Below are 12,915 nucleotides of genomic sequence, written 5' to 3' on the forward strand. Positions count from 1 at the left end.
ACAACCACCATAAAACTACATTTCTAGATTTGTCGAATTATAGACTTTAAACTTTCCTTGTCAATATATTTCTAGTAATATGGAAATATTAGTTGTCGAACATGTTGTGGGAGTATTAATTATGGATATTGAGATTGTTGCCAAAGCCTTAAAAGAACTAGGCCACCCTACTCGCCTTGCTATATTCAAGCGCTTAGTAAAATCTGGTGAGCAAGGTATTGCCGTTGGTGTGGTTCAAGAAGAATTATCGATTCCCGGTTCAACCTTATCTCATCATATATCGAGCTTAGCTTCGGCAGGACTTATTACCCAGCGCCGAGAAGGAAGAACGCTATTTTGTGTCGTTGAATACGAAAAGTTTTTATCGGTCATCGCATTTTTGCAAGATGAATGTTGTAGCGACGAGCAATCATAATAGGTGCACAATCTATATGCGTTTAAAGGGAAATCTAACTAAATGGAATAGTGATAAAGCATACGGTTTTATTTTGCCTAATGGGGGTGGCAAGCAAGTATTTATTCATAAACGTGCTTTTACAAATAGAAGTCGCGTACCGCAATTGAATGATGTGATTACTTTTTCTATCACCAAAGATAAGCAAGGTCGCTCGTGCGCTGTTCAAGCGACATTTTCAGGTGAGAAACTAATCAAAAGAAAAGCCAAGCAAAGTAATGCTTTTTCTATTTATTTTGCTTCAATATTTCTTGTATTGATTACAATCGCCACTCTGATGAACTATTTGCCAGTAAATTTAGTTTTATTTTATGCAAGCACTAGCTTTATTACCTTTATTGTCTACGCATTCGACAAGTCAAAAGCAAAGCGTAATGCTTGGCGTACACCGGAATCAACACTACACCTACTTGCCTTAATAGGGGGATGGCCAGGTGCAATAATCGCCCAACAAACACTGCGACATAAATCTCAAAAGAAAAGCTTTAGAATAGTTTTTTGGGCTACTGTAATCATCAATTGCAGTGCACTTGTATGGTTAATGTCAATGAACGACGGTAATATCCTTAACTTACTGCGCATTCCTATTTAATGATATACGCACATTTATCCGATAAGAAACACTTCAAAAGGCACTAAAATCAATTTTTAAGCACAAAAACAAAATACTGAAGTGACTAAGTGAATAGCAAACTTAATCACTTGATGAGTGAATGTCTACTTCAGTTTAAATACATCTCGTTTATGGCTAACGCCATGTAACACAACCGTATTTATTTGATCGTAAGCTTTAATGGACTTTAGCGGATTTGAATCAAGCAATAAGAAGTTACCAACTTTACCAGGCGCTATAGAGCCATAACTTTTCTCAACATTAAAAGCCTTCGCGTTGTTAATCGTTGCCGCCGCTAATATATGTGGCAAACTTACACCTAACTTGTACATATGCTTAAGCTCCCAATTGGCAGAAATACCAGGTTGCGAAGCATAAGTTGGAGCAGGAGGCGTATCTGTTGCTAATACCAAAGGCAAACCATTTTTGTAGAGGTATTGAAGCACGCGTTCACCGTTATTTAGCACTGATATCATGCGACGATGAATTTGTGCAAGGGGTAAATTATCATAACCTTCAACCATAACTTTACTAAACCACTGGCCATTTTCACTGGCATACCAATCAAGTGCATCAGCTGATACAACATTTTTGTAATCTGGATGTTCCATATGTCCTGCAACAGTAACATCTCGAAGGCTGCGCATAACATTAAGTGTTGGCTGGTATACGATTTTACCTTCTAGTATATCGTCAGCAATTTGTTGAATTTTTTCAGGTAAACCGTTATCACTTTTAAGTGTTAACCAGTTCCACATACCGTGAGCTAACACATCAACGTTGGCATCAACAGCAATGCGCTGCATATCGACAGCATTAGCATGAGCAATTACTTTTATTCCATATTTATCCGCCGCTTTTCGTACTCGCTTTAAGGTACTCATCTCTATTGAAGGCCAATGTGAAGCTAAATCAAAACCATCTTCAATATAGACCTTAACGCATTTAGCACCATCTTCTGCGATGCGCTTTACCACACTTTCCGGAGAATGCTGTTTTGCATCAAATCCTTTCGGCGGTAAACCATCTTTTTCAGGCTGATAAATAAAGTATTTTCGCTGTTGTATTGCTTGCGCTAAATCGGCGCCAAGCAGATTATAACCACCAATAATAGGCACGGCACCACAAAACAAAAGATCAGGTTTAATCGCGGCCTGATTAAATAGTTCAACCGATGCAGGAGTGCGTGAAGGATCCAATATCTGGGTAATACCGTGATATAAATAACTCCTCGGTTGCTGCTTTAAGTAGGCTTGCTGCAACGGCTTAGTTTCTAGGTAATCCGCATTTGCTCCTGGCATAGTGCCCGTATGTACATGACTATCCATTAGTCCCGGAATTAAAAATTTACCGGTTCCGTCAATCTCTTTGGTACTTTCAATTGCTTCAATTGCAGTTGTAGATACTTTTTTAATAACACCGCCTTCAATTAAAAGCCATTGGTGCTCAAGTGTTAAAATGCTATTGTTATCAACAGGATTAATTAGGGTAACGTTTTTAATAATTAAGTCGTTGGCCTGACTTTGTTTTGTAAAAATATTAAAGATAATAAATAGAAAAATAATATATTTCATGAATCCTTTGCTGCTTAATGAATAATTTTGCGTCAGGTTGCACTAGCCATAAAATAATTACTTAATCACTTTCTAATTTAAATCTAATTTTTTTCTTAATAATTTAAAATCAGTAACTTACTATGTGCTGTTATAGAATAAAAACACTGATATTGAATATTGTTTGATGGACATTAACCAATTGAATGCCGAAAACCAAAGTGACATTAACTACCAGCAACCTTTTATTTTAGGGCCATGGCTTATCACGCCAGCACTAAATAACATAAAGTGGATTAATGAAGACAAAGCGTCAGAGTATACTGACCAACCAAGCATTCAGAAGTTAACGCCAAAAGTTATGGCTCTTTGTGTGTATTTAACTAAGAATCATGGCCGCCCAGTCAGCCAAACCGATATCGCTGATGCCATTTGGCCACAACGCGTTATTTCTGATAGCTCAATTTATCAGGCGATAGCTCAACTAAGAAAAGCACTGAATTGCCACCAAACTGACATTGACCATATTGAACGTATTTCAGGCAAAGGCTATCGCCTACTGTTACAGCCAAAGCAAAACTTAGAACAAATAAAAAGTAAAAAAAAACCATCAACAAATAAAGTGCTAGAAAAAAAACACTTAAAAAGAAGCAACGTTATTACCCTCGCCGGCCTAATAACATTCGCTTTGCTTGTCCTTTCTGGTTGGTATTATTCATCAAAAGAAACAGCGAATGAACAGCAACTGCTTACTATTGCTGTTTTACCAACAAACAACCTCACTCAACCTAAAATTGAATCTTTAAGTTCATTTAACCAATTATTAATCAGCGATTTAGTGTCACAGACTAAGTTAAAATTTATCTATTTACGAAAAGATATTGAGACAATTGAAGCTAAAACTCGTTTATTAACAAGTATTCAGCAATACAATAGCTCCTTGTTAGCGTCAGTGCAGCTTGTTAATCAAGAAAACAACGAAATTATTTGGGCACAAAACTTTAAAGCAAAAAAAAACGACATGTTGGTACTAAAAAACACTATTGTTGAAGCGCTTGTTGCACGCCTACTACCAACAAATACAACAATCAAAGCCTCAGTAGCTCCTGAACAAGACCCTCACTACGAAAGCTATATATTGGCACGCCATCTATGGGACAAACGTAATGTATCGGCATTGAACCAAGCTAAAGTTCTGTATCAAAAAATTCTCAAACAATCACCTAATCACCTTGGTTCATTAATTGGTCTTTGCCATACACATATTTATCTATCTGTTTATAGCAAGTTAACGTCTTCACAAGCCCATGAAAATTGCCAACCTTTAGTCACCAAAGCGCTGGAAATCAATGCCAACAATGGTGAAGTGTTGACTACACAAGCCATTTTACTTAACGATTTAGGCCAATTTGAGGAAGCAGAACAATTGTTTAAGCGCGCAGCTAAAGTTGCGCCAAATTATGCTATGGGACATTACTTTCGTAGCAAATTCCTTCGCCAAACAGGGCAATACAGCCAGGCACTACAAGCATCAAAAAGCGCATTTTCACTAGACCCTTTATCTCCGATTATTATTCGTGGACTTGCTTATTCATACCTAAACATGCGACAAGTTGAAAAAGCGAGAAGCTATTATCAACGAGCACTAATTATTGAGCCACATTACTCACATCGTGCGATTGAAGAGCTTGATTTTCTTCCGCTAAATACAAAAAGAGCGCAAGCATTTATACAATGGCTTAGCACTGAGCCAAGCAATATTGCCAATCATAGAGTTTACCAACTTACGCAGGCATTAGTGTGGCTAAGCTTAGGCGATGTAGAAAAAGCCCAAAACCTGATCACTAATATTAACCAAGATGAGGTGAACCCCGGCTTTCTATTTTATAGCCAAAGCGCACTTGCGATGGCAAAGGGAAAATATGAGCAAGCATTAAAAAAGTTAACCGCTCGCCTTGAACTTGCACCCGATATTGCGATATATGCAATGCCATACATTTCTGCACTTAAAAATATGAAATTATCAGACGAAGCGCTAACAAAGTTTCGTCAATATTTTCCAACTATTAACGTAAATACCGAGATAAAGAGTGAGAATGTTGGGCAATTCATTTTTCTAGCAACTTTGTTAGGTGATACTCTGCAATTCGATACTAAATCACAGATTATTGAAAAATTGACGAATTATTTTTCTAGTAAAAAACAGCTAACCAGTGATAAAGAGAAAGTCTATTGGTATGCTTTAATTGAACAACATCAACAACTTAAGTTAACGATTGAACGATTATTTGAAAACGGTTGGTTACCTGACTACAACGACAATATTTTTAGTGAACATACCTTAAAAGCAATGTATAAAAAAGCCGGTGGGAATGAACAAAGATGGCATGAACTACTACAAAAAAACCGACAGATTGAGAAATAGTCTACAATTCATACATCACACTGATAAGGTTAATTATGTTCGATGAATGCAAATTGATTGATGATTAATCGCGTACCTAAGATTATAATTGCAACTAAATGCTACAAACACTGATGAAAAGCTGTTTTAACGTAAGAAATCGCTAATTCATCTATAACGCATATATTTTAAGTAACGTCCTTGCTATAAAAATCAACATCATCATTCTGCTACAGCTTGATGAATAGTAATTATTTAATTGATTTTATAGGGAATAATGTTAATGCATATTAGGAAAGCGCTTTTTTTTACTGGCCTTATCACACTATTTTCCAGTAACGCCTGGGCACAAAATAACGACTTTAAATTTTCTCCAGAAATGGTTAGCCACAATATTTACAGTATTATTTCACCATCATTTGGCTTGCCTACCGCTGAAAATAAGGGTTGGAATTCAAATAGTTATTTCGTTGTAACGGAACAAGGCGTAGTCGTATTTGATACCGGTTCATCAGAAGCCATAGGTAAAAGCATTAAAGCCGCAATAAAAACTGTCACCAACAAACCCATTCGCTGGATAGTTAACTCGCATAGCCATGCTGATCATTGGCTAGGAAATGCAGGAATTGCCGACGATAACACAGAAATTATCGCCAAAAAACAAGCCGCTAATACCATGAACAAATATGGCAAAGATGATGTTAAAGCTTTCGCACGTATGACAAAAGGCATTACAGGCAATAGCCAACTTTTATACCCGTCAAAGCTATTAACTAGCATTGAAAAGCGTAGCCTAGGCGACATGGATATTGAATTTATATTTTCCAATAACGGCCATTCGCAAGGTGATGTATTGATGTGGTTACCAAAGCAAAAAGTTGTTTTTGGTGGCGATGTACTAAGTTCAGATTGGATGCCAATTATTATCCCTGATGCTAATGTTCCGAACTTAATTGCCACACTCAATAAGGTAATAAAACTAAATCCTGATGTAGTACTTACTGGTCATGGCAATGTAACCACTGTTGAGTCTGTAAAACGAGATGCAAAATTATTAACTCATGTATGGCAGTTAGTAAAAAGCGGATATCAAGCAGGTAAAAAACCAAATGAAATTATTACGCAAGCACAAGCAGAACTCACATCAAGCTTTGCGCCACTTTATAAAAATTTCACCAGTGCTATTAAAGAGCAGATAACCACTATGTATAACATGCAGTCAGCATAAATCCATTAGTTACATATGAATGAAGCCAAGGACGGCAATAAACAAAATAAAGCTTAGTATCATAACCCTATTGTATTTTTCACATAAATTTCACAACAACAGTAATAACTTACTACATATCACCCTATATTTATAAAATCTCAATATGCTAAAGCACATATTTTTAAGCAGCTTAATTGCTATTACGTTTATCTCAGCAAGCGGCTGTGACACTTTAAATTCACTGCGTATGATGCAAATTAATTCCAATGTAAAACCGGTGATTGATAGCACTCAACCCATTGCATTAAAAGCAAGTTTTTTGGGTGAAAAGCCTTACATTAACGCCAACGTTAACGGTGAAGAATTGCTTTTTTTAATAGATACCGGCGCGAGTTTCTTAATACTTTTTGACACCCCAAAAGTTAAAGCAATGGAGCTACCCGAAGGTTTTCCATTATCACTTTCAGGTTGGGGAGAAGAAGAAAGTACCAAAGCTTACCAAACCGATATTGATAGCTTTAATATGGCAGAAGTGCAATTTAATGGCCTAAAAGCGGCCTATATACCAATATCAACAAGCCCCTATTTTTTAAGAGCAGATGAAGCCTTAATCGATGGTGTAATTGGTCACGATATGCTGAAACATTTTATTTGGCAATTCGATAAATCTAAAAACTCAATCACTGTCGGTACACAACCCTATCAAGCAAACCAGCATACAGAGTCATTCGAAATAGATACCTTCCTCAGTAAAATATCTATTGAAGGTACACTGGTATTTAATGAAAAAGACAACGCCACGGGCGACTTTATAATTGACACTGGTAGCCGACACTATTTGAAAATCTCCTCCCAGTTTACTGAAAACCGAGATATCGTAATTGATTCCGAGAGCATAACCGCTGCAGATTTTGGCCTAAACGGAAAAGTAGAACATGAGCGCGTAACTTTACCTGCTCTTAGATTAGGCAGTTTGAAAATCCCGAACATTAAAACTAACTTGATCCCAAGCAAAGATGAGGATGAAGACGATTTTTGGGTAATTGGCAACGCCCTATTAAACCAATACAAAACCGTGATCGACTACCCGAGCGACAAAATGTACCTAGAGCCACAAAAAAAAATCAGTATGCGATACAATTTACTGGGTCTAGAGTTACGAAAAATACGGAGTGGAGAATTTGTTATTCGCTATATATTTCCTAACTTTCCTGTGAGTAAACACAATTTAAAAGTAGGTGATTTAGTAACGAAAATTAGTAATATTCCAACAACAGAAATAACAACCTCGCACATGTTAAACATATCTGCAACGCCAGGTATCAAACAAGTCTGCATTCAAAGAGATAATATATGTTTCGAAATAGTCACTGAGAAAGTGATTGGTTATTCCGCATTGTAGATAATACGATAACTCTCTTGTGCTAGGCTAAATACACCTGTCTCGCTAGTTCCCTAATATATGAAGCTATAGTGGGCTAACTCTCATTTGTCTAGCACAGTTTGATAGTCAAATGGTGTCAATTATAAAAACAATAAATCATAATACAGAGAAAAAAAGCCGCATGCAAAAGCAGCTTTTTAAAGAACAGATAGTTCAATTCACTCAACTATAAAGGCAGTGAAATAGGCTTATCATTAATAGTTAAAGACTTACCTTTTAAGGCAAAGGTTGTTGAGTAATTCTTGCCTCCCAATGAATAGAGAACAGGTTAATTATAGACTCCATGGAGCCTTAGGGCTGACCTTTTCAATTATGTGGTCAATGAAAAGTCTAATTGGTTTGGTCATGTATTTATGGGATTGATAAATGATAAACATATTGGACTGTGGCGTTTCATAGTCAGTTAAAAGCTGCACAAGTTTGCCACTTTCAAGGTGACTCTTAACTAAAGCAATAGGTACGTAGGCGACGCCAAGTCCGCTCAGAGCAGACTCGATAATCAAGTGCATACTTGTTGTCGCATACCTTCCTGAAACTTTAACTTGATAGACTTTTTCTTGATTTAAAAAGTGCCAATCATTAGATAATAGTGATCTTCCCATAATAAGACAGTTGAGTTTTGCCAAATCATCTGGGACTTTTATTTTTTCTGCTGCACTCAAGAATTCTGGACTTGCGCAACAAACGCTATGCTTTGGTCCTATTCGCCTTGCAATTAATGAAGAGTCTTGTAATTGACCGGAGCGAAATGCAACATCAATCCTGTCTTCCACCATATTGATATAGCTATCAGAGGTATCCAACTCAATGCTAATTTCTGGATATTTTTTTAAAAACTCAGCAATCCAAGGTTGAGCGTATTGCGTAGCAAAGTCAAAAGGCGATGATATGCGAATCTTTCCCTTAGGCTCTGATTGTGCCTGCATAATCAATTCGTTGGCTTGCTCAAGCGCTACGAGGTGCTGCTGACATAAATGAAAATAGTGTTGGCCTTCTTCCGTCAATGATAACTTTCGTGTGCTTCGATAGAGTAACTTTACTCCTAGACCAGCTTCTAATTGAACGACCTTTCTGCTGACAGTTGTTGACGGCATAGCCAATATATTGCTAGCTCCTGCAAAGCTACCTGCTTCAACAACACTTACAAAGACCTTGATATCATTAAGGTTCATAAATTACCTTCAAAAATGGGATTAACAAACCCGAATAAACCATCTAATAAAATAATAAGTCTTGTAATAACCTTTATCAACAGAATTTGAAGCGGATGAAATGCGATGACAAGACAAATTAAAGAAATTAGAAATGGCAGAAAGCATGGCCCTGTTAATAGCTTTGTTGCTACAACCAATATAGAAGAACTTAATCCTTTTGTGTTGTGGGACCACTTTTATTTACCTTACGTAGAAGGTACAGCAGGATTCGACTTTCACGGTCATTCTGGAGTCGCCACCATTAGCTACCCTCAAATTGGCGATATAGCGCATGAGGATACTGGTGGTCATAGTGGACTGCTAAAATCTGGAGGCATTCAAATCATGTCTTCAGGGGCTGGAGTTTTACACAAAGAAACTGTATTTCCTGATAGAAAACTTGTAGATGCTTTTCAGCTTTGGATCGCACTGCCTGAAAAAGGCTTAGAAATGGGCCCTGTGACCTATTCAACATTACAAGAGCAAGACATTCCAGTGGTCGAAGCTAATGGTGCAAGCGTTAAAATCCTTGTAGGAGAGTATCACGGCCAGAAAAGTGCTGCTCAACCGCCAGTTGATATGTCATATTTTCATATCAAGCTAGATGCCGATAGTACATGGCCTCATTCAAACCAAGCATCACACTCCACAGCATTTATTTATGTCAGGAAGGGGGTGATAGAAACCGGCGGAGTGCGCTTAGAGTCAGGTGAGCTTGGTATCTATGAAAACCAATCTGAACTTATATCAGTTAACGCACTAAACCAAAATGCTGAATTTTTAGTGGTAACAGGTGCGCCATTAAAACAGCCGATTATCAGTAATGGTGCGTCAGTTCACAGCAACAAATCAAATTTAATTGCAGGTGTTCAAAAGATAAGACAACTGCACACAAATGGCATTCGCCAAATATCTTAATAGAGAGGTCAATAATGAAAACTACTACTTTTACACCAGAAAACTCAGTGATGTTACTAATCGATCATCAGGTCGGCACAATGGGCTGGGTTGGCTCACTAGAGCTAGATGAAATTAAAAAAAATACAGTTGCTTTAGCACGTGCAGCAAAAGAAACAGGCATGCCATTAATACTTACGTCTAGCATGGAAGACCAAGCACAAGGGCCACTTTTTGAAGAGTTGATTCAAGCTGTACCAGAAGCTTATGAAAACCGTATCCTTCGAGCGGGCGTGGTAGATAGCATGAAGGATGAAAATTTTACTGCCGCAGTTAAAGCCACCGGACGAAAAAATATTATTATCGCGGGTATCACAACGGATGTTTGTGTTGTCTATCCAGCAATAACAGCTATTAGTGAAGGCTACAACGTTCAGGTTGTTGTAGATGGCTCTGGCTCGCCGACAACACTTGCTGATGAAACAGCTTTAAGACGAATGGAAAGTCACGGCGTAACACTAACTTCTACAAACCAGTTAATCGCAGAGTTAGCTCAAGACTGGAGCAGTGAGAACGGCGGGAAGCTTATTCAAGTATTATTTGAAGAAATTCTTTCTAAGTTACATTAAGACTATAGGTGCTGAGATAGTTGGTTTGTATCTCAGCACCTATTCATTTACAGGAAAAAAGAATGCACACTTTTACTCCCAATAAGCACATATTAGCTATCGCTACTTACTTATCTTTATTACCTTTAGTGTTTTTTCTGCCAAAGTTATTAAACCCATACTTGCCAGAAAATGAACTAGCTAGACTAATGTTGCTCCTAGCTATCATAGTGCCAATAATCTCTTATCTTATATTACCAAATGTTGTTAAAGGCTTAAGGTACTTAAAATCACGAAATATAGTTAAATAATAATGCGCGTTATAAACGCATTCGAACCAAATAAAATACTTATATTCAGCGGCCGCTTCTGGCACGGAGAAGTCATAAAATCGAATTATGCTAATGTCCGCTATCGTATCAAAGTGGATGTTAGATGGACTGATTTTCATGCAGTGATTGGTAATCTCAAGCATTGCGCGTAGTCACAAATGCCCACAAAACTAAATATTTACATTTTTGCAATCTTTTTAGAGTAAAGGCTTTACTTTTGTAGAGTTGTTGCTCTATACTGGCTTTGTTCTCGTTAGAACACCTGTTGTATTAATTTTGAATTCTAGCTTCCCCAAGCTAACTATACCGATGACCCCTTTTGTCATCGGTTTTTTTATGCCCAAAATTCGGTAAACCTCCCAACTTCAAAAACATCTAAACACCAATTTAGCGAATTATTTACTTACTTTCCGGTCTATTGATAGACACAGCGTATAACGATATTATTTTTTTACTCGCTTTATTAATATTTACGCAATTTTATTGCTGTTCGAAAGGAGAGTTTATGTCTGAATATAAAAAGTCACCCGATGCAGTTGCGGCCTTAAATGCCGAGCAGTACCGAGTTACACAAGAAAATGGTACCGAACATCCGTGGACGGGTGAACTATTAGAGAATACCGCTCCAGGCATTTATGTTGATGTTGTATCAGGTGAGCCATTATTCGCTTCAGCGGATAAATTCGATTCAGGTTGTGGCTGGCCAAGCTTTAGTAAACCTATTGTTTCAACCAATGTTAATGAATTAAGTGATGAAACTCATGGCATGGTGCGAACAGAGGTACGCTCTGCTCATGGCGATAGTCACTTAGGACATGTGTTTCCCGATGGCCCGGCTGCATCTGGTGGTTTGCGCTATTGTATTAATTCCGCTTCACTTAAATTTATTCATCGAAATGATATGGCCACTGAAGGTTACCAAGCATATTTGGCACAAGTTGAGGGATAAACAATGGCTATTGAAAAAGCTATACTCGCTGGCGGCTGCTTTTGGGGCATGCAAGATTTAATTCGGCAGTTAACAGGTGTCACGGCAACTCGGGTCGGTTATACCGGTGGTGAAATAGAAAATGCAACCTACCGAAACCACGGCGATCATGCAGAAGGTATCGAAATTCTATTTGATAATACTGTGATCGGATATCGAAAAATTTTGGAATACTTTTTCCAAATTCACGATCCAACAACAAAAAATCGCCAAGGTAATGATCGCGGTAGTTCATATCGTTCAGCGATTTATTATACATCAAACGAGCAGAAGCTAATGGCAGAGAAAACCATAGTAGACGTTAATGCATCAGGCTTGTGGCCGGGAACTGTTGTTACTGAATTGGCGCCTGCGGGAGATTTTTGGCAAGCAGAGCCTGAGCATCAAGACTATTTGCAACAAGTTCCTTACGGATATACCTGCCATTTTCCACGCGCTGATTGGGTGCTGCCAGAACAATAACCCATTTGAACTAAATTATTTAATTGAGATAAAAACGCCCTGAATATTCAGGGCGTTTTTATATTAACTGCTTAGAAGTAGTGATTATTCTTCGGCTATCGCTTCATCATTTAATCGTTCAATATTTTCATCTTGAAACCAATTACAAATAACATTATTCGCTTGCTCTGAGCCTGTGCGTTTTAACGATGAAAATGCCTGCACTTTAATGTCTGCATTCAAGGTTTTTAATTGTTTTTTAACAGCAAGTACTTGCGCACTCACCTTACCTTGAGACAGCTTATCGCTTTTTGTTAGTAAAGCTAAAACAGGTAGTTCGCTATCAGCTGCCCATTGAATTAAGTCCATATCGAGATCTTTTAATGGGTGACGAATATCCATAAGCACGACAAGGCCTTTCAAACATTCTCGTTTTTCAAGATACTCACCTAAAGCTTTTTGCCACTTTTTCTTCATTTCCATTGGCACTTTAGCAAAACCATAACCTGGTAAATCTACCAAGCGCTTGTTTTCGGCAATTTCAAAAATATTGATTAATTGCGTACGACCAGGAGTTTTACTGGTGCGTGCTAAACTTTTTTGGTTGGTTAACGTGTTTAATGCACTCGACTTACCCGCATTAGAACGACCAGCAAAAGCCACCTCAATACCGCTATCTGCCGGTAAACGACGAATATCGGGAGCACTAATGGTAAATGTCGCTTTGCTTAGATGAATGGCTGTAGATGACAAGGTTTAAACTCAACTATGAAAATTA

Annotated in this window: 12 protein-coding genes; 9 read left to right on the forward strand and 3 right to left on the reverse strand. The window is 37.8% G+C overall.

Translation table 11 applies throughout. The features are described from left to right. Positions 1-121 precede the first annotated feature (121 nt). Together AC27E9_RS16550 and AC27E9_RS16555 are read left to right on the forward strand one after the other, a co-directional pair. On the forward strand, positions 122-415 hold the full coding sequence (locus AC27E9_RS16550; protein WP_487132091.1) for an ArsR/SmtB family transcription factor: 294 nt from the start codon (positions 122-124) through the stop codon (positions 413-415). A gap of 16 nt (positions 416-431) precedes the next feature. Further along, on the forward strand, positions 432-1,046 hold the full coding sequence (locus AC27E9_RS16555) for a DUF1294 domain-containing protein (RefSeq protein WP_487132092.1): 615 nt from the start codon (positions 432-434) through the stop codon (positions 1,044-1,046). A gap of 125 nt (positions 1,047-1,171) precedes the next feature. On the opposite strand, the gene AC27E9_RS16560 is transcribed toward AC27E9_RS16555, so the two are convergent. Continuing rightward, positions 1,172-2,641 carry an amidohydrolase family protein gene (locus AC27E9_RS16560; RefSeq protein WP_487132094.1) on the reverse strand — a complete coding sequence of 490 codons (1,470 nt, stop codon included), beginning with the start codon at positions 2,639-2,641 and terminating at the stop codon, positions 1,172-1,174. Between the two features lie 166 nt (positions 2,642-2,807). Between AC27E9_RS16560 and AC27E9_RS16565 the strand changes: the two genes are divergently transcribed. The 3 genes from AC27E9_RS16565 to AC27E9_RS16575 all read left to right on the forward strand — a co-directional run bounded on the left by AC27E9_RS16565 (position 2,808) and on the right by AC27E9_RS16575 (position 7,636). Further along, positions 2,808-5,045, forward strand: coding sequence for a winged helix-turn-helix domain-containing protein (locus tag AC27E9_RS16565; protein WP_487132096.1), 2,238 nt, complete (start codon positions 2,808-2,810; stop codon positions 5,043-5,045). Between the two features lie 262 nt (positions 5,046-5,307). Then, entirely contained in the window at positions 5,308-6,252 is a 945-nt protein-coding gene (locus tag AC27E9_RS16570) for an MBL fold metallo-hydrolase (protein ID WP_487132098.1), read from the forward strand. Positions 6,253-6,397: 145 nt separating this feature from the next. After that, entirely contained in the window at positions 6,398-7,636 is a 1,239-nt protein-coding gene (locus tag AC27E9_RS16575; RefSeq protein WP_487132099.1) for an aspartyl protease family protein, read from the forward strand. Between the two features lie 314 nt (positions 7,637-7,950). On the opposite strand, the gene AC27E9_RS16580 is transcribed toward AC27E9_RS16575, so the two are convergent. Further along, on the reverse strand, positions 7,951-8,850 hold the full coding sequence (locus tag AC27E9_RS16580) for a LysR family transcriptional regulator (RefSeq protein WP_487132101.1): 900 nt from the start codon (positions 8,848-8,850) through the stop codon (positions 7,951-7,953). Between the two features lie 105 nt (positions 8,851-8,955). On the opposite strand from AC27E9_RS16580, the gene AC27E9_RS16585 reads away from it, so the two are divergent. The 4 genes from AC27E9_RS16585 (at position 8,956) to msrA (ending at position 12,158) form a co-directional block, all read left to right on the forward strand. Beyond that, positions 8,956-9,789: a pirin family protein gene (locus AC27E9_RS16585; protein ID WP_487132103.1), complete on the forward strand. Its 834-nt coding sequence runs from the start codon at positions 8,956-8,958 to the stop codon at positions 9,787-9,789. Between the two features lie 14 nt (positions 9,790-9,803). After that, positions 9,804-10,397, forward strand: a complete 594-nt coding sequence (locus AC27E9_RS16590) for an isochorismatase family protein (RefSeq protein ID WP_487132105.1) — start codon at positions 9,804-9,806, stop codon at positions 10,395-10,397. 816 nt (positions 10,398-11,213) lie between these two features. Then, entirely contained in the window at positions 11,214-11,657 is a 444-nt protein-coding gene (gene msrB, locus AC27E9_RS16595) for a peptide-methionine (R)-S-oxide reductase MsrB (RefSeq protein WP_487132106.1), read from the forward strand. A 3-nt stretch (positions 11,658-11,660) separates the two neighbouring features. Continuing rightward, a complete protein-coding gene (msrA, locus tag AC27E9_RS16600; protein ID WP_487132107.1) occupies positions 11,661-12,158 on the forward strand; it encodes a peptide-methionine (S)-S-oxide reductase MsrA in 498 nt (165 codons plus the stop codon). Between the two features lie 84 nt (positions 12,159-12,242). Here msrA and yihA read toward each other — a convergent pair whose 3' ends face one another. Then, positions 12,243-12,890 (reverse strand): ribosome biogenesis GTP-binding protein YihA/YsxC, encoded by a 648-nt coding sequence (yihA, locus tag AC27E9_RS16605; RefSeq protein WP_487132109.1) that lies wholly within the window; start codon positions 12,888-12,890, stop codon positions 12,243-12,245. Between the last annotated feature and the right edge of the window lie 25 nt (positions 12,891-12,915).

This window comes from Colwellia meonggei, from assembly GCF_057537295.1.

Bases quoted from the DNA above. Each gene is read 5' to 3' on its own strand.
- AC27E9_RS16585 (WP_487132103.1), top strand. From the start codon at position 8,956: ATGACAAGACAAATTAAAGAAATTAGAAATGGCAGAAAGCATGGCCCT.
- AC27E9_RS16580 (WP_487132101.1), bottom strand. From the start codon at position 8,850: ATGAACCTTAATGATATCAAGGTCTTTGTAAGTGTTGTTGAAGCAGGT.
- AC27E9_RS16555 (WP_487132092.1), top strand. From the start codon at position 432: ATGCGTTTAAAGGGAAATCTAACTAAATGGAATAGTGATAAAGCATAC.
- AC27E9_RS16550 (WP_487132091.1), top strand. From the start codon at position 122: ATGGATATTGAGATTGTTGCCAAAGCCTTAAAAGAACTAGGCCACCCT.
- AC27E9_RS16565 (WP_487132096.1), top strand. From the start codon at position 2,808: ATGGACATTAACCAATTGAATGCCGAAAACCAAAGTGACATTAACTAC.
- AC27E9_RS16570 (WP_487132098.1), top strand. From the start codon at position 5,308: ATGCATATTAGGAAAGCGCTTTTTTTTACTGGCCTTATCACACTATTT.
- AC27E9_RS16590 (WP_487132105.1), top strand. From the start codon at position 9,804: ATGAAAACTACTACTTTTACACCAGAAAACTCAGTGATGTTACTAATC.
- msrA (WP_487132107.1), top strand. From the start codon at position 11,661: ATGGCTATTGAAAAAGCTATACTCGCTGGCGGCTGCTTTTGGGGCATG.
- msrB (WP_487132106.1), top strand. From the start codon at position 11,214: ATGTCTGAATATAAAAAGTCACCCGATGCAGTTGCGGCCTTAAATGCC.
- AC27E9_RS16560 (WP_487132094.1), bottom strand. From the start codon at position 2,641: ATGAAATATATTATTTTTCTATTTATTATCTTTAATATTTTTACAAAA.
- AC27E9_RS16575 (WP_487132099.1), top strand. From the start codon at position 6,398: ATGCTAAAGCACATATTTTTAAGCAGCTTAATTGCTATTACGTTTATC.